This is a genomic window from Bizionia saleffrena (assembly GCF_008086175.1).
Classification (GTDB): domain Bacteria; phylum Bacteroidota; class Bacteroidia; order Flavobacteriales; family Flavobacteriaceae; genus Bizionia; species Bizionia saleffrena.
The window spans coordinates 1-18,516 of the sequence record NZ_VSKM01000021.1; the positions used below are offsets into that span (position 1 = coordinate 1).

An 18,516-nucleotide genomic window follows, 5' to 3' on the forward strand; every position below is an offset into this window, starting at 1 on the left:
TTCCACTTTTTCTTTTTTGCATTGCCCAAAAAAGAAACAAAAAAGTCTAGGCTTACGACCCTCTATCTAAATTTATCATTCTGCCCCTAAATTTTAGGAACTCGCTGGAGAGATCTGTTATCAATTCCTAATTTTTGATAGCTCAAACAGCCTAAAATTTTACGGTGCCTTCATTTCAAATTTTACGATAGATGCTCGATAGGCCGGGGTCAGCATTTGAATATAATTAGATGGTTTTCTTTACTTTTATAATTAGTTTTGATTGTGGTTCAAATAGTGCTTATCTCAATTTCTTTACCCCAGCCCTAAAGGGCGGACATTGAACATAATTAGAACGTTTTAAAATCTAATTCGTACCTAAATCTTAATCGGCCTACTTTTCGTAGGCGTAGTAAAACAAGTAAAAGCTGCAGCGGCTGGCAGTGGAGGATGGCCTAGTGCAGCGGTTGCCATCCGCACGATAAGGGTTTTACGCCGTTTTCAAGCGTACTAAAATCAGCCTAGATTTTTTTGGTTCGTTTTTTCATCAATGGAAAAAATGAACATTAGAAAGTGCATAGTGAGTGGTAAACAGTGAATGGTTTTGAATGTGGTTCAAATAGAGCCTATCTCAATGTCTTTACCCGAGCTTAATGGGCGGAAATCACGTTAGCAATTTCTTTACCCCAACCCTAAAGGGAGGAAATTGATCTACAGGAAGATATTAGCAGAGTCTTTAAGGGATTTAGGATTAAAAATAAACAGATTACAATTTCTTTACCCGAGCTTAAAGTTCGGAAATTGATACATATCAATAACATAAATAATGAATTTAGAAGCATTTAAAGTATTAAAAAATAAGAATGTTCTCGTAACAGGAGGAGCGGGATTTATAGGTTCTAACCTCTGCGAAAACCTCTTAAAAATAGGGGCAAACGTTACCTGTTTAGATAATTTCGCTACAGGACACCACCATAATATTGCGCCCTTTTTAAAAAACCCACACTTTACTTTAATAGAAGGCGATATTCGCGATTTAGAAACCTGCCATAGCGCCTGTAAAGCTCAAGATTTTGTGTTGCACGAAGCCGCCTTAGGTTCTGTACCGCGCTCTATAGAGGACCCTATTACCACTAACGACGTTAATATTGGTGGTTTTTTAAATATGCTGGTTGCCGCACGCGATGCTAAAGTGACGCGGTTTATATACGCTGCGAGTTCTTCGACTTACGGTGATTCTGAAGCCTTGCCAAAAGTAGAGGATACCATTGGGAAACCGTTATCGCCTTATGCCATTACTAAATATGTCAATGAGTTATACGCCGAGAACTTTTTTAGCACGTACGGCTTAAATACGATTGGCCTGCGTTATTTTAATGTGTTTGGAAGACGCCAAGACCCTAATGGGGCGTATGCAGCGGTAATTCCGTTGTTTGTAAAACAGTTTATGAACCACGAGAGCCCACTAATTAATGGCGATGGTAGCTACTCGCGCGATTACACCTATATCGATAATGTGGTGCAAATGAATTTACGCGCTATTACCACCACCAACGAAGCGGCACTAAACCACGTGTATAATACAGCCGTTGGCGACCGTACCACACTGGTACAACTCACCGACTTACTAAAAAAGCACTTGACCAAACACGATGCCAAAATAGCAGATATATCTATTACGCACGGCCCAAACCGCCAAGGGGATATCCCGCACTCGCTAGCGTCTGTAGAGAAAGCAAAACGCTTGTTAGCGTATGCACCAAGCCATACTATTAGTAAGGGGATAGAAGAAGCTGTGGAGTGGTATTGGGAGAATTTGAAATAATAAGAATGAAAAACATATTAATAATATTTGGAACGCGGCCAGAAGCTATAAAAATGGCGCCGCTGGTACACGCATTTCAAAAACAGACGGCACATTTTAAGACTAAGGTGTGCGTTACGGCACAACACCGTGAGATGTTAGATCAGGTGCTCGGTTTTTTTGAGATTACACCAGAATACGACTTAGATTTAATGACCCCTGGGCAAGATCTTTACGGCTTGACAGCGGCTATTATTACTGAGTTGAAACCCGTATTAGAAGATTTTAAACCCGATTATGTTTTTGTTCATGGCGATACCACAACCACAATGGCATCTAGTATCGCTGGTTTTTATAGTGGCGCGAAAATCTGCCATATTGAAGCAGGACTGCGAACACATAATAAACACTCCCCTTTTCCAGAGGAAATTAATAGACAACTTACCGGTAGAATCGCCGATTTTCATTTCGCGCCTACCGAAGCCTCTCGAGACAATCTATTAAAAGAAAACATAGCCCCAGATACCATTATAGTAACCGGAAATACCGTTATAGACGCCCTCTTGGAAAGTGTGGATAAAGTAAAACGCAAACCTAGTACTTTGGTGAATCAATTGGATACGGAATTAAAGGGTGCCGATTTACTATTGGTAACGGGACACCGACGTGAAAATCATGGCGATGGGTTTATTCGTATTTGCGAAGCGCTAAAAACAATAGCTTTAGAGCGACCAGCATTACAAATCATCTATCCTGTGCATTTAAATCCGAAAGTACTGGAACCTGTTAACCGAATTTTAGGGAATATTAAGAATATTAAACTTATCGCCCCTTTAGCTTATCACGATTTTATATGGATGATGGACCGCGCTAAAATTATCATTACAGATAGTGGTGGGGTGCAAGAAGAAGCGCCAAGTTTAGGGAAGCCTGTACTCGTTATGCGTGATACTACAGAGCGCCCAGAAGCTATAGATGCCGGTACAGTAATCTTGGTGGGCACCAATACCGAAAAAATAGTACAGGAAACTTTTGCTCTTTTAGATAATGAAGACCATTTTAAGGATATGAGTAGCAAACATAACCCCTATGGCGATGGTGCTGCGAGTCGTAGAATTGTCGATTTTATGATGCATAAACAACAAGAGCGCCTAGTACGCTAATACACTTTTAGAACAGTTATGTTTTGTAAAAATACAATACATAAGTAAACAATAGATTATAATAAAATGAAACCAGACGTAGTTACCATAGGATTAGGATATATAGGACTACCCACTTCCGCTTTAATGGCCTCAAAAGGTATGCAAGTACTAGGGGTTGATGTCAACCCAGAAGTCGTTAAGACCATCAACAGAGGGAAAATTCATATTATAGAAAAGGATTTGGAAGCTGTGGTAGCCCAAGCGGTACAAACGGGTAAATTTAAAGCGGCTACAGCACCTGTAACAGCAAACACGTATTTAATTGTAGTGCCAACGCCTTTTAAGGGTAATCACGAGCCTGATATTTCGTATGTGGAAGCTGCAACACGCGCTGTATTGCCTCTTTTAAAAGCCGGTGATCTGTATATTATAGAATCGACCTCACCTATAGGCACCACAGAAAAGATGATGGCGCTTATATTTAGGGAGCGTCCAGAATTGGAAGGAAACATTCATTTGGCGTACTGCCCAGAGCGTGTATTGCCAGGCAATGTAATGTATGAGTTGGTACATAACGACCGCGTAATTGGTGGTGTGGATACGGCAAGTACAGAGAAAGCGATTGCTTTTTATAGACACTTCGTCAATGGGGAATTGCATAGTACTAATGCGCGTACGGCAGAAATGTGCAAGCTTACCGAGAACTCTAGCCGCGATGTGCAAATCGCTTTTGCTAACGAACTCTCTCTTATCTGTGATAAGGCAGAGATTAACGTATGGGAATTAATACGACTAGCCAATAAACACCCCCGTGTAAATATTCTACAACCGGGTTGTGGCGTTGGCGGGCATTGTATTGCCGTAGACCCTTATTTTATAACTTCCGATTTCCCGATGGAATCTCAAATTATAGGTAAAGCGCGAGAGATTAATAACTATAAAAGTTTTTGGGTCGCCGAGCAGATAAAAAAAGCACGACAAGCGTTCCAATTAGAACACGGCCGTCCACCAGCAGTGGCGTTAATGGGTTTAGCTTTTAAACCTAATATTGACGATTTAAGAGAGTCTCCAGCAAAATATATCGCGCAAAAAGTATTACAAGAAGCGCAAGACGAAGCCTACTTTATTGTAGAGCCTAATATTAAAGATCACCAAGTGTTTAAAATTACGCCGTACCAAGACGCGGTTGAAAAAGCAGATATTGTGGCCTTATTAGTGGCGCATACTGAGTTTAAAACATTAGAATTCGCAGAGGGACAGATTGTTTTGGATTATTGTGGGGTGCAGAATTTTATTGATGATTAATTTGACTTCCAGTGTTTTTATGAAACTAATAAGTGTTTAACTTTATGGATAAAAAGCAAATATTTAAATTGTTAGTAGATTCTTCCATAGGTAAAAATATTTATAACTCACCTAAAGCATTAGAACTTTTTAAGGGTAGTTTTTGGTCTATTTTAGGAGCTGTTTTTTCTAAAGGCTTAGTATTTCTATCTTGGATAATTGTCGCTAGGATATTAGGGAGTGAAGGTTATGGACAATTTGGGATAGTGCGTAGTACAGTTTTAATGTTTACTTCTTTCGCAGGCTTCAGTTTGGGAATTACTGCTTCTAAGCACGTTGCTGAATTTTTAAATACCGATAAAGAAAAAACGGGGCGAATTTTAGGTTTAACTATGAGTTTTGGTTTCTTTATGGGAATAATCGTTGGAGTGCTTTTCTATCTCTTGGCCCCTTGGCTAGCTACCGAAACATTGAATGCCCCCGAAATCACCAATGAATTAAGAATAGGGGCTTTAATTCTCTTTTTCAGTGCTTTGAACGGTGCCCAAATGGGCGCTCTTCAAGGGTTTATGTCCTTTAAGAGAATAGCCAAAATAAGTGCCATACAAGCGGTATTCAGTTTTCCTTTATTTATTGTTGGAGCACTATACTTTGGGATTTACGGTACAATTTGGGCATTCGCATTTAGTTATATTATAATTTGCTTCTTAAGTAATTTTGCCATTAATAAGGAAGCTAAAAAGCATAAAGTAAAAGTTGATTACTCTAATGCTTGGCAAGAGAAGTCGATGCTTTTTACATACAGCTTACCTGCTTTTTTAAGTGGTTTAATGGTGATGCCTGTTAAATGGTATGCTGACTCGTTGTTAGTTTCAAGGGGGGGGTTTGATGGAATGGGCTTATTTACGGCAGCACTCACTTTTAATAATATTATATTGGTTGGTGCCGGAATGCTTAGCGCTCCATTTATAGCTATTATGGCTAAAAATAAAAGTGATGATAGAAACTCTAGATTTTCTAAATTTAATATTCTAGCGCCTTGGGCTATAGGGGTTTTTATTTGCGTCCCACTTATTGTTTTTCCTGAAATAGGAAGCACTTTATTTGGAGATACTTTTGCAAATACTCAATTCAAAGTAACTTTTATTTTTGTATTGTTGTTTACTATTGTTTTAATGTTCAAACAAGGATTAGCACGAATAATTGCAGTATATAATTTACAATGGTGGGGGTTTTTAGACAATATGATTTGGGGCGGTTTATTAATATCTTCCTTTTTAATGTTGCCAAATCAAAACGCAGTTTATTTAGCACTCTCTTACTTATTAGCTTATAGTATAAACACTATTATTATTATTCCTTTATATTTTAGTAAGAAATTGATACCCGAAAAGACTATTATATCTTTAGAGTCTTGTCTTATTTGGTTAATTATAACAGGTGTTGCTTTTGTAGGTGTTTACATAGAGCAAATTTTAATTAGGATGATTATTCTAATAATTGCTTTAGTTTTATTTATATTTAGTTTTTACAGATTGTTTAATGAGTCCAGTAAAAATAATTTATAAAATAAATGATGTTTATAAAATTTAAGGAGAAAGAGAGTCAAAGGTTATTTTTTGTTTTAATCAAATAAAAAATATCAAATTTAGACAAATATCTCTCGTTAGTAATGTAATGATAATAGCATAATTTAATTTTTAGGCAAAACTTATTTATTTATGCAAGTGAAAAAAGATTCTCATTTTTTTTGAACTTTCATTTTTGATTTAATCTAAACTGCTATTTAAATGAGAAGGCTACTTGGTGTTCTTGTATGAATAAAGGAATATGCGATTTTACAAGTGGTAATATTAGGGATGCTGGACAATTTAGGAGCCGTTAGACGTTTTTTTTGTAGATTTTTATAGTAATTTTATTTTCGACACAAAGTGTAAAAATAGGAAGCAGCTGTATGGGGAGTCAAAATATAATGAACAAATACAAATGTTGCCCAATTAAATAGTCCAATTTTATCTTTGGATCATTAGGAAGATTAATCTAATAAAACAAAATTATCTATAAAAATGAAAAGTATTTTTGAAATTAACAATGAACCTTTATTTTGATGAACAATAAAATATTAATTATTCATAAAGGGCAATTCGATCATTTCCCTCCTTTGTTATCACTTAAATCAGCATTTAATTCGTTAGATTATAATGTAGATGTATTAACCAGTAAGAATGATAGTGTAATTTTATTCGGTGAAAAGGAGCAGTGTTTTGAAATTAAAAGAAGCAGCAGCATTCCTATATTAAGTTTTTTTGTTTGGTATTTTAAATTTTTGCTTAAAATTAGAAAATTAATTAAGCAGGATTATAAATATATTTGGATTGAAGGAGGGGATACGTTGGCCCTTTTTGGTTTGTTTATAAACCCGATAAGAAATAAAAGTGAAATTATATTACAGATATCTGAATTATATGACGCTTTACCACTTTACAAGTTTTTTATTGGCAAATCAATCAATAAATTCCGTAAAATTGTAATACCAGAAATTAATAGAGCTTATATATTTAAGATTTGGTTTAAACTACACAAAACGCCTTATATCCTGCCTAATAAACCAAATTATTGGCAGATTAAAAAAAGTGAAGTCATTGATAAGGATTCACGAGATGTCTTACTAAAAACCAAATTATTTGCAGGAAAAAGAAAAGTTATACTCTATCAAGGCGTTATAGCAAATGACAGAAAATTTGAGGGTGTTGTAAAATTTGTTCAGAACAACGACGATTATTGTTTGATTTTATTGGGCAAAGATATCGGTTACTTGAATGAAATTAATATTGATAAAAATAGCATATATTATGCTGGCTTTTTAACGCCTCCGTTTCATATGGAAGTAACCAAAATAGCCACTATATGTTTAATGGCCTACGATACTACTTCTTTAAATAAAATCTACTGTGCTCCAAATAAAATTTGGGAATATTCTCAATGGTCAAAACCTATAATTAGTCAATATTTACCTGGGATTGATTCAATATTTAATAAATATAAATTCGGTATATGTTGTGATGTTAGTGATGAAAAATCAGTGAGTATAGCTGCGAAAAACATAGAGAAAGATTATCTTTCTATGGAGAAAAATGCTAGGGTCTTTTTTGAATCATTTGACTATAATAGACAGGTTAAAAATATCCTTGAGGATTTATAATGAGTGTTTTAATTAAAGATAATACTAATAAACATAAAGCCTTATTTTATATAATATTGCTTTTAAGTTTTTTTATGCCTCATTCTTCCGTCATTGGTCAGAGCATAGCCGGTGTGCTTCCGTTTGTATTATTTATAATATCATGGCGTTATAGAAGGTTTAAATTAAATAACTACTCATTAGCGATTCTACTTATTATAATAACTAGTTTTACAATTAATGTTATTGCGGGTGAAATAAATGAGTTTAAAGACTTTTTTCGCTTATTGAGTTTTTGCAGCTTGTTTTTATTATTTCCGTTCACTCATTATTTCAAAGTGCCACTTGTTCTACTTTATATAGCACTCGGTTTTATCTTTATTTCTCAAATTGCATATGCCGTAGGTGTAAATCCACTTGTGGTGTTTTTTGACACATACTTTCCCTATGAGGGAGAAACGGTTGGTTTTACTAGTGATTTTCTCCAGAAAGGAGCTGGAGAAATAGACTTTGTTACGAAACGACGATATGGAGGGATTTATCATAATCCGAATCAGGCGGTTAAATATGTATCTGTGCTTTTTTTAGTTTATTTAATTGAAGCACATAAAAAGAAACTAATTACTCAATTACCTTTTATAATTATGAGCTTGTCTTCTGTATTACTATCTGGTAGTAGAACTGGTTTCATTGTCATATTTGTTCTGTGGGGTACAAGTCTAGTGATTTATAATAAGATATATAGGATAGTATTACCATTACTTATTGGTTTTTTTTTTATGTCAATTCTAATATTCACTATTAGCAACCAAACATCGTCTAATTTGCGAATTTTTGATGTGGTTAGTGGGTTTGATGGTAGTATAGGTACGAAAATGGATTGGTTCTTAATATTTTTTAGTCAATTAGAATCACCAATCAAATTTTTATTTGGTCATTTCAGCACAGGTAGTATTTATAATTACGGTTTAATATTATTAGATTCGGAATGGGGAGAATTATTTTATTGTTTTGGGTTTGTAGGCTTTATTTTAGTAGGAAATTTTTATTTATCATTATATCGTACAGAAGATAAAAACATCAGGTTATTTCTATTGATATTGTTATGGGGGGTGAGCTCTACGATTTTATTTTCTTTCAGAATGAGTTTTATTTTCATGTTCTTTCTTTCAAATTATTATTCACTTTATTTGTCAAAAAAATAAAAGAATGAGATATTTTATATTCGATTTCAACAAAGACAGTAGTATGGTTGAGAGCTTTCTCCATTCTGCTTCTTTGGCTCACAATCAACCCGCCAAAACTAAAGATTGGTTCTTTTGGAAATTTAGAGATAATCCATTTGGAGAAGCCGTTTTAGCATGTGTAGAGAATGAAGGCCAAATAGTAGGGTGTGTTGCATATGGAATGCAGTATTTTACATTGGGTAAAAGATTTGTAAAAGGAGCCATATCATTTGAAACTTTCGTACATCCTAATTTCCAGGGTCAAGGAGTTTTTTCCAAACTTCTGAACTTGGCTGAGGTTAACATAAATAAGCTGAATATTGAATTGCTTTTAAACTTTCCTAATTCTAATAGTTTAAAAGGTTTTTTAAATAAAGGTTGGAAAGACCTTAATGTTATTGAGTACTGGATACAAGGTAGAAGTTTAGTGACAATACCTTTTGGGTTTTTAGATTTAAAAAAGGGCTTTCATCCTAACCCTTCTAACTTCGAAGAAGTTAGAAATCCTAAAATATTTAAAGCGACATTTAATGAGAGACTTCAGTCATTAATGACTATTGAATATCTGAATTGGCGATTCTTTACATTTCCAAATGCAGAGTATTATTATATAGAAAATGATATTTACGATGCAATTTGTAGGGTTGGTACACGCGGAAAGTTAAAGGAAGCACAAGTTCTATTTGTTAATATTAAAAAACCAAAAGAATTCAAATTAATTGATTTACAAAATGAGTTTCAAAAACAATCAAATTATGATGTAATTAGTTTTCCAATATCTAAGACTAATTCATTAAGAAAAAAACTAAAGAACAATCTTTTCATTAAAGTGCCCAATAATACAAATGTGTGTTTTAAAATTTTGAATGATTCAATAACTAAAGAAGATGTGCATCAAGTATCTCTTAATGCAATTAATTTTCATACTTATTAAATATGAGAAAAAGGTTAAGAACAATTTTTTTACATACAGTAGGCTCAATAAAACGGGCTAAACCAGGTATTCATATTATTAATTCTCATTATGTGTCTGCAAAAGAAGTTAACGAAGAATATAATTATAGAACTTTTGACGCTTATTTAAAAGACCTAAATACGTATGCTTCTTTTATTAATCTCGAAGAAGCAACCTCCAATATTTTACAGAATAATTTACCTAAAAAAAAGGTGCTAATAACCTTTACCTTTGATGATGGTTTCGAAGAATGTTATACCATCATAGCTCCCTTATTAGAAAAATATAATTGCAGAGGCGCATTTTTTATAAATGCGAATTACATCAACTCAGATAAATCCTATCAACAAGGGTTTAATGAAAGAGTTGCGATTACTACTAAAAAACCCATGACTTGGATACAAGTAATTGATCTTCATGAACGTGGGCACCTTATTGGGTCACATAATTTAGATCATTCAAATTTTGCTAATCTGAGTATTGCTGAAATAGATTTTCAATTAAAAAAGAATAAAGAAATATTAGAAGAAAAGCTAAACTACAAATGCGAATATTTTGCGTGGACTTATGGCCAGCTTCAACATTTTCCTTTAGAAGCTCTGAAATTGACAGAGAAGTATCATAAATATATTTTTAGTGGTACTAATTATAGAAACTATTTTTCATATAGTGGTAGAGTTTTAAACAGGAGACATCTAGAATCTAATTGGCCTAAATCACATTTAAAATATTTTCTTTCTTTCAAAAAAAAACATTAAGTTGAAACTATTAATAAATACATCAAATATCGTTATTGGAGGAGGATTACAAGTTTCTTTATCAATAATTGAAACATTAAAAAAGCATCCAGATAATGAATACAATATTTTTGTATCACCTCAAGTAAACCGTCAATTAAATACTGATGATTACCCTGCTAATTTTAAGTTTTTCTTAATTGAGAATTCACCAGCAAATTTAAGAAAAAGAAGAAAAACTCTAAAAATCTTATTCGAACTTGAGAGGACAATATTACCAGACTTAGTTTTTACTGTTTTTGGGCCATCTTATTGGAATCCAAAATCTTTACATATCACTGGTTTTGCTAATGGTTGGTGTTATACTCCAGATTCTATAGCATTTAAAAAATTATCATATTTACAATTAAGAAAATCGAAATTATTAATTTTCTTTAAAAATAGATTTATAAAAAAAGCAGATTACATAATTGTTGAAACAGAAACTGCCAAACAAAATATTTATAAAAACTTAAATTATCCACTGAAAAATATTTTTGTTGTAGGTAACACTTTTCATCCATCATTCTTAGAAACAGAAGTATTAGAGAAAAGAAAAGAGTCAGATGTTTTCAAACTTTTGGTTTTAAGTGGTTTTTATCCTAATAAGAATTTAAAAATCATTAATGAGGTTGTTGTTGAGCTTCAAAATAAATTTAAGCTAAAGTTTAAATTTATTTTGACTTTGAATGATAATACTTTTAAAACAAACTTTATTGATTCTAAATATATAGAAAATATAGGCCCCCAAAACATCATAGATTGTAAAGAGTTATATCAAAAAATAGATGCACTGTTTTTACCAACATTATTAGAAACTTTTAGTGCAAATTATCTTGAAGCTATGGTGATGAAGGTTCCAATCCTAACTTCTGATCTAGATTTTGCAAGAGAACTTTGTGGTAATGCAGCTCTATATTTCAATCCTCTATCACCTAAAGATATCGCTGAAAAAATATTAGAATTACAAGAGAATGAAAATCTTCAAGAAGAATTAATACGAAATGGAGAGTTAAAATTAGAACAATTCGAAACCCCGGAAAGTCGTACCTCAAAATATCTATTAATATTCAAAGAAATTATTATCAATAAAAAATAGCATATCATTAAAGCATCTTTTATAATTTTGCTATCTCTATAATTCTCAAAATAAAATGATCTCTAAAATTTATCAATACTCACCAATCTGGACGCAAAATCTTGCATGTACAATTAAAGGTTCCATTGAGAAAAAAAGTCGAATGGGCGGAGATTTCAGTAAGATTTTAAAAGATCTAAAGAAATCAGAGTGGTATAAAAAAGAGGAAATTGAAGATATTCAGATTGAAGAACTTAAGAAGCTTGTAAATTATTGTTACAATAATACTCCTTCCTACTCTGAATTATCTAATTTGTTTAAAACTAACTAACAAAATGGAAAAATATAAAATATATGAATCGTTACCATTTTTTTTGCAAAACCTAGCATGCACAGCTAAAGGTCTTTCGATAAAAAGAAAACGTCAAAACTCCTCATTTTACTCCCATCTATTATTTTATGAAAAAAGTTTTAAGTTTTCAAATGAGTCAATAATTAACTATCAAAAGAAACAATTATTCAGATTACTCAATGAAGCCAAAAAATCTGATTATTGGAAGCGGAAATTTGAGAAATATGAACTAAATATAAATTCTGAAATTAATGTATTTGAAGAATTGAAGAAATTACCTTTACTATCAAAAGAAGATGTTTTTTATAATAGGGAGGAAATATTAACTACAAATATAAAAAAATTAAACCAAGTCAAAACGGGCGGGACGACAGGTAAAGGTTTAACTTTTTGGGAAACTGATGAAGCATTAAATAAACAATGGGCAATCTGGTGGAGATATAGAAGAGGACTTGGAATAGATTTGAATACATGGTGTGGCTGGTTTGGCGGCAAAGAAGTTGTGCCACCAAATCCAAAAGAAAAAAAGTTTTATCGGGTTAATTATTTTGGAAAACAAATAATGTTTAGTCAAGTACATCTATCAACAAAAAATGTAAAGATATACTATGAAGTCATTAAAGATAAACAATTAAGTTGGTTACATGGTTATCCTTCACAGTTAGCTTTACTTGCTGCTTTAATTCTAGAAAGTAATTTAAAGCCAATCCCTTCATTGAAGATCATTACAATAGGGGCAGAAGGAATTACAAAAGAGCAGAAAAATATAATTGAGAAAGCTTTTAAAATAAAAGTATATCAGCATTATGGTTTGTCTGAAAAGGTAGCAAATATATCAGAAAATCTAAAGGGGGAATTAATACCAGACAATGATTTCGCTTTTATAGAATATATACATATTGAAGATGACAAGTATAAATTAATAGGTACTAATTTTTCAAATATTGCATTCCCATTAATTAGATATGATACAGGTGATATAGTCAAACTCAATGAACAAGGTCAAATTACTGAGATAGAAGGAAGAGAAGCTGATTATATAACGTTACCAAATGGAAATAGATTCGGACCAATGAATTTACTTTTTAAAGTATTATCAAATGTAATAGAAGCTCAATTATATATTAAGTCTGAAAGAGAATACGTATTTAGAATTGTAAGAGGGGCCAATTATGTTAGTGATATAGAAGAAACTAAAATATTGAAAGAGGTAGATAAAAGAATAACCGATAAAAGTATCTCTCTTTCATTTGAATATTTGGATAAACTGCCAAGAACAAAATCAGGAAAATTAAAAAGTATTGCTAAATGAAACAAATCATCCAATCCTTTAAGACAGGCGAAACAATTTTAGAAGAAGTACCTGCACCGCAAGTAAAACGTGGGCAAGTATTAATACAAACGACAAAAAGTTTAGTTTCCTTAGGAACAGAACGTATGTTGGTAGAATTTGGTAAGTCAAATTTATTATCTAAAGCACGTCAGCAACCAGACAAGGTAAAGCAAGTGCTCGATAAAATTAGGACGGAAGGCTTATTGCCTACATTAGAAGCTGTTTTTAATAAATTGGGGGAGCCACTTCCGCTTGGTTATTGTAATGTTGGTAAAGTTATCGCTGTTGGAGAAAATGTTTCTGAGTTTCAAGTTGGAGATCGCGTCGCTTCTAATGGGCAACACGCAGAATTTGTAAGCATACCTAAAAACTTGGTTGCACATATTCCCGAATCAATAAGTGATGAGGAAGCAGCGTTTACTGTCATCGGGTCTATTGGTTTACAAGGAATTCGCTTGTTAAAGCCAACATTTGGGGAAACAATTGTTGTGACTGGTTTGGGGCTAATTGGTCTTTTAACGGCTCAAATGTTGTTGGCAAATGGATGTAAGGTAATAGGAATTGACATTGATCAATCAAAATTAGACATTGCAAAAAAATGGGGTGTACTTCCAATCAATCCTGCAAAAAGCGATGTGGTCAAAGAAGTAACGGAATTAACCAATGGTATTGGTGCAGATGGTGTGATTATAACCGCATCAGCAAAAACAGATGCTATTGTTTCGCAGGCAGCACAAATGTCTAGAAAAAGAGGACGTATCATTCTTGTTGGAGTTATAGGATTGAATTTAAGCCGTGCAGAATTCTATGAAAAGGAATTAAGTTTCCAGGTATCTTGTTCTTATGGACCTGGAAGATATGACGAAGATTACGAAGCACGTGGAATTGATTATCCACTACCATTTGTAAGATGGACAGAAAAAAGAAACTTTGAAGCAATTTTACAATCCATTGCTTCAGGAAATTTAAAAGTGAAAGAATTAATTACAGAGCAAATTCCATTGGTTGATTATTTAAAAATCTATGGAGAAATAGGGAATAGTAAATCCATAGCTTCTATTCTTACCTATCCTGAGAAAGAACAATTAACTCCTTCGCACACCATAACAATTAGCGATAAAAGCTATTCAGGTAATAAAGGTGTCATTGGAGTAATTGGAGCAGGTAATTTCTCAAAAATGACCATGCTTCCAGCTTTAAAGAATAGTGGTGCTTCATACAAGTATATTGCAAGTCGTGGTGGTGTGAGTGGAACTTCCATGGCACAAAAGCATGGATTTAGTCATTCTACATCAGATTACAAAGACATCCTTAAAGACAATGAAGTTGATTTAGTACTCATTACTACACGTCACAATCTTCACGCTTCAATGGTTATAGACAGTTTGAAAGCAGACAAGCACGTTTTTGTTGAAAAACCTTTGGCACTGAATGCGGAAGAGTTAGACAATATTATTTCAGCTTACGAGCATTCTAAAAAGAGTTTAACGGTTGGATTTAACAGACGTTTTTCTCCACATGCACGTAAAATGAAAGAACTTGTAGGAGGTAGTCAGATGAATGTGATCGCAACGATGAATGCAGGTCACATCCCAGAGAATGTTTGGGTGCACGATATGCAAGTTGGTGGTGGTCGCATCATTGGAGAAGCGTGCCACTTTATGGATTTAATTACGTACTTAACAGGAAGTAAAATTAAAGCTGTATGTATGAATGCCATGGGAGTGAATCCACAAGAAAATACAGACAACGCTTCCATTTTATTGGAATATGAAAATGGTTCTACGGGTGTCATCAATTATTTTTCTAATGGATCAAAATCGTATTCAAAAGAAAGAGTTGAAGTGTACAGTCAAGAACGCACCTTAATCATGGATAACTTTAGAGTCACCCAAGGATTCGGTTTTAAAGGTTTTAAAAAATTAAAAACCAAACTAGACAAAGGTCATAAGAATCAGTTTACAGAATTAATATCAGGAATAAAGAAAGGTGATGGTCCTTTAATCCCAATGGATGAAATTATTAATACTACCAAAGCTTCTTTTGCAGCTATTGAAAGCTTGAAAGGTAAAAAGTGGATTAATATTTAAGCAAAAACCTGATTCTAACTTTTTGCATAATCTCAACAGATAAAAATGTTGATGGACTGTGAAATGATTTGGAACGTTTATAATGCCGAAAGAATTAAAAAAAAAATTGAAATTACATTTTGATTAAGAATAAATTACAATTAATTAAAAACATGGGCTTGCGGTATACTACTTACCGTATTGTTCATGCGCTTGAGACGAAAGCTGGCGTTTTACAAAAAAGACATCCTAAAAACCCATCTTTTACACCTGAAGTTTCTTTAGAAGAATGGAGGGCTAATACCCCAGCTTTCTTTTTTAGTGGAAAAAACATAGCGACTCCCTCTTCTCCAAATGACGCTCTTAAAAAGAGAGTTGAAGATATGAAAGCGGGACAGTTTGTTTTATTCAGCAAGGAAATATTTTATTTAGGTGTTGATTTTAATTGGGTTACGAATCCAATTACAGGATATCAATATGACAATACATTGCATTGGTCAACGATTCCCGATCTTTCTGAAAAAGTAGGCGATATTAAATTTGTGTGGGAGAAAGCTCGTTTTTCATTTATAACTGATTTCTTAAGATATGATCATCATTTTAAAGAAGATCAATCTGAGTTTGTATTTAACCAAATCATTGATTTTATAGAGAAGAATCCTATCAATTGTGGTCCAAACTATAAATGCAGTCAGGAAATTAGTTTGCGCATTATGAATTGGACTTTGGCTTTAAACTACTATAAAGATTCTCCCAACTTAACGCAAGAGCGTTTTCAGAAGATAATGTATGCTATATATTGGCAGTTGCATCACGTGTATCATCATATTAATTTTTCCAGAATAGCGGTGCGTAATAATCACGCAATCACGGAGACGATGATGTTATATCTTTCAGGGCTTTTATTTCCGTTTTTACCCAATACGAAAGTATGGAGTAAAAAAGGAAAACAGTGGTTTGAAGAAGAGGTTGCATATCAAGTTTACACGGATGGTACTTTTCTACAATTCAGTATGAACTACCATAGAGTTTTAGTGCAGCTTTTAACTTGGGGGTTACGTTTGGCAGACCTTCATCAAGATAAATTATCTCCAATCGTTAAAGATCGTGCGCGTCTCTCACTAGATTTTTTAGATCGTTCAATGGATCCTGTAAGCGGAAAACTTCCCAATTATGGAAATAACGACGGTGCTTTATTTTTTAGGTGGACAGAAGATGATTATCGTACTTACGTTTCCCAATTGAATGATTTAAGAGCAGTAATTAATAATACGGTTACGGTAGCGCAAGAAAGTCAAGCTTGGTATGGAATGACAAATTTGGAAGTTAAACCAAAAAAGATTCAGGGTATTTATGAATTTAAAAAAGGGGGCTATTATATTCATCAAGAAGGGTCTGTAAAAACGTTTATTAGATGTGGCGCTTACAAAGATCGTCCATCTCAAAGTGATAACCTTCATGTAGACATTTGGAAAGATGGAGTCAATTATTTATGGGATGCTGGCACCTACAAATACAACACTGATAAAGAAACAATTGATTTTTTTACAGGATGTGAAGGACACAATACCGTTTCAGTTGATGGCCAAAATCAAATGCTCAGAGGAAATCGGTTTATCTGGTATAATTGGATAAAATCTGCGAAAGGAAAAATGACTGAAACCAAAGAGAAAATGACTTTTGAAGGTGAAATTGAAGGCTTCAAGCAAATTCATAAAAGAATAGTTCATTCAAGAAAGGTAGAAAAGTTAAAGGGTAAGAGTGTTTGGACGATTACAGATGAAGTGAAAAATACACCAGTATATTCCAAGCATGTTTATTGGCACATTAATCCTGCAATTTTAAACTTAATTGAAATTGAATGCGAAACGATAGATGGCGTAAAACTTAAACCATTAATTGAAGAAAAATGGCATTCAAGTTACTACGGTGTAAAAGAGAAAAGTATTCGCTACACCTTTAGTGATAAGAAATCAACGATTACAACAATTAAAATAAAAGACGAGAAGTGAGAATATTACTGATACACCAATACTTTTTAGAAAAAGGAGAAGGCGGAGGTTCCCGTTTTAACGAAATGACGCAAGTTTGGAGTAAGCTAGGCCATAAGGTTACAGTATTGGCAGGAATGGTTAATTATACAACAGGGAAAAAACCTGAGCGTTACAAAGGGAAACACTATTTTCAGGATTCTAATTTTTATCCAAATGTGGATGTGCTGCGTTGTCACGTTTCAGAAAGTTACAATGTAAATTTCTTGGGCCGTTTATGGGGTTACTTTTCTTTTATGTTCTCCTCCATTTGGGGAGGCTTAAGAAAAACCAATGAAAACTATGATGTTATTTTAGTGACCTCACCACCATTATTTGTTGGCATGACAGCTTACGTGCTATCTCAGCTTAAAGGTGTGCCTTTTGTGTTTGAAGTGCGAGACTTATGGCCAGAATCGGCTATTGATACCGGCGTATTAAAAAATAAAGCAGTTATAAAATTGGCGTATTGGTTTGAGAAATTCTTATACAAACGTGCAAAATTCATCAACGTCCTTACGCCAGCTTTTCGCGACAAACTCATCGAAAAAGGAATTCCAGCAGAAAAAATAAAATTTATACCTAATGCCGCGGATTTTACGCTTTCTGATAAACTCAGTGATTTTGATAGTGAAGCATTTAAAAAAGAACTGGGCTTAGAACATAAGTTTGTAATCACTTATGTAGGAGCCCACGGTGTGGCGAATCATTTAATTCAATTACTCGATGCATCAGAATATTTGAGAGATACCAATATCGTTTTCCAATTAATTGGAAGTGGAATGCAGAAAAAAATGCTTCAAGAAGAAACTAAGAAGCGAGGCTTGGAGCAGCAAGTTTTTTTCAGAGATCCTGTGGCTAAAGAAGCCGTTTTTAAGTACATTATGGCTTCAGATATGGGAGCGTCGGTACTTAAAAAAGTAGATACATTCAAAACTATTTACAGTAATAAAACATTCGATTATATGTCGTGCAGAATACCAATTCTATTGGCCATCGATGGTGTTTCTCGAACCTTGGTTGAAGCGGCACAATGTGGTGTTTATGTGGAGCCGGAAAATGCTAAGGATATAGCAGATAAGCTTAAAGCGATTTATAACCAACCCGAGAAATTAATTGAAATGGGAGAAAGTGGTTACCACTATGCGAAAGAACATTTTGATAGAGAAACGTTAGCTAAAACATATTTAAGCTATTTGATAGAGGTCGTTGAAAAATAATGACACCCATAAAAGTATTAGGAAGTAAAACTGCATTCTTAGATTTTAAGTTTCTATTAGAAACTTCTCTTAATTAAAAAGATG

General features: G+C 33.5%; 14 protein-coding genes. All 14 read left to right on the forward strand.

Features of this window, described 5'->3' with window-relative positions:
• Window positions 1–805: 805 nt before the first annotated feature.
• Entirely contained in the window at window positions 806–1,804 is a 999-nt protein-coding gene (locus ES676_RS13950; RefSeq protein WP_148370942.1) for an SDR family oxidoreductase, read from the forward strand.
• A gap of 5 nt (window positions 1,805–1,809) precedes the next feature.
• Window positions 1,810–2,946: a non-hydrolyzing UDP-N-acetylglucosamine 2-epimerase gene (gene wecB, locus ES676_RS13955; RefSeq protein ID WP_148370943.1), complete on the forward strand. Its 1,137-nt coding sequence runs from the start codon at window positions 1,810–1,812 to the stop codon at window positions 2,944–2,946.
• A 66-nt stretch (window positions 2,947–3,012) separates the two neighbouring features.
• Window positions 3,013–4,233: a UDP-N-acetyl-D-mannosamine dehydrogenase gene (gene wecC / locus ES676_RS13960; protein WP_148370944.1), complete on the forward strand. Its 1,221-nt coding sequence runs from the start codon at window positions 3,013–3,015 to the stop codon at window positions 4,231–4,233.
• Between the two features lie 44 nt (window positions 4,234–4,277).
• Entirely contained in the window at window positions 4,278–5,780 is a 1,503-nt protein-coding gene (locus tag ES676_RS13965) for an oligosaccharide flippase family protein (protein WP_148370945.1), read from the forward strand.
• A gap of 539 nt (window positions 5,781–6,319) precedes the next feature.
• The gene (locus ES676_RS13970; RefSeq protein ID WP_148370946.1) at window positions 6,320–7,414 is read left to right on the forward strand and encodes a glycosyltransferase family protein; all 1,095 of its coding nucleotides are present in this window, start codon (window positions 6,320–6,322) and stop codon (window positions 7,412–7,414) included.
• Complete coding sequence (locus tag ES676_RS13975) at window positions 7,414–8,598, forward strand: hypothetical protein (protein WP_148370947.1); 1,185 nt, start codon at window positions 7,414–7,416, stop codon at window positions 8,596–8,598. The genes ES676_RS13970 and ES676_RS13975 overlap by 1 nt, the downstream gene beginning before the upstream one ends.
• Before the next feature lie 4 nt (window positions 8,599–8,602).
• On the forward strand, window positions 8,603–9,553 hold the full coding sequence (locus ES676_RS13980; RefSeq protein ID WP_148370948.1) for a GNAT family N-acetyltransferase: 951 nt from the start codon (window positions 8,603–8,605) through the stop codon (window positions 9,551–9,553).
• Window positions 9,554–9,555: 2 nt separating this feature from the next.
• On the forward strand, window positions 9,556–10,332 hold the full coding sequence (locus ES676_RS13985) for a polysaccharide deacetylase family protein (protein ID WP_148370949.1): 777 nt from the start codon (window positions 9,556–9,558) through the stop codon (window positions 10,330–10,332).
• A gap of 1 nt (window position 10,333) precedes the next feature.
• Entirely contained in the window at window positions 10,334–11,449 is a 1,116-nt protein-coding gene (locus tag ES676_RS13990; protein WP_170234465.1) for a glycosyltransferase, read from the forward strand.
• Between the two features lie 55 nt (window positions 11,450–11,504).
• Entirely contained in the window at window positions 11,505–11,759 is a 255-nt protein-coding gene (locus ES676_RS13995) for a hypothetical protein (RefSeq protein ID WP_148370951.1), read from the forward strand.
• 4 nt (window positions 11,760–11,763) lie between these two features.
• Window positions 11,764–13,092 (forward strand): phenylacetate--CoA ligase family protein, encoded by a 1,329-nt coding sequence (locus ES676_RS14000; protein WP_148370952.1) that lies wholly within the window; start codon window positions 11,764–11,766, stop codon window positions 13,090–13,092.
• Window positions 13,089–15,203 (forward strand): bi-domain-containing oxidoreductase, encoded by a 2,115-nt coding sequence (locus ES676_RS14005; protein WP_148370953.1) that lies wholly within the window; start codon window positions 13,089–13,091, stop codon window positions 15,201–15,203. The genes ES676_RS14000 and ES676_RS14005 overlap by 4 nt, the downstream gene beginning before the upstream one ends.
• A 119-nt stretch (window positions 15,204–15,322) precedes the next feature.
• Window positions 15,323–17,194, forward strand: a complete 1,872-nt coding sequence (locus ES676_RS14010; protein ID WP_148370954.1) for a heparinase II/III domain-containing protein — start codon at window positions 15,323–15,325, stop codon at window positions 17,192–17,194.
• Window positions 17,191–18,432 (forward strand): glycosyltransferase family 4 protein, encoded by a 1,242-nt coding sequence (locus ES676_RS14015; protein WP_148370955.1) that lies wholly within the window; start codon window positions 17,191–17,193, stop codon window positions 18,430–18,432. The genes ES676_RS14010 and ES676_RS14015 overlap by 4 nt, the downstream gene beginning before the upstream one ends.
• The last annotated feature ends 84 nt before the right edge of the window (window positions 18,433–18,516 follow it).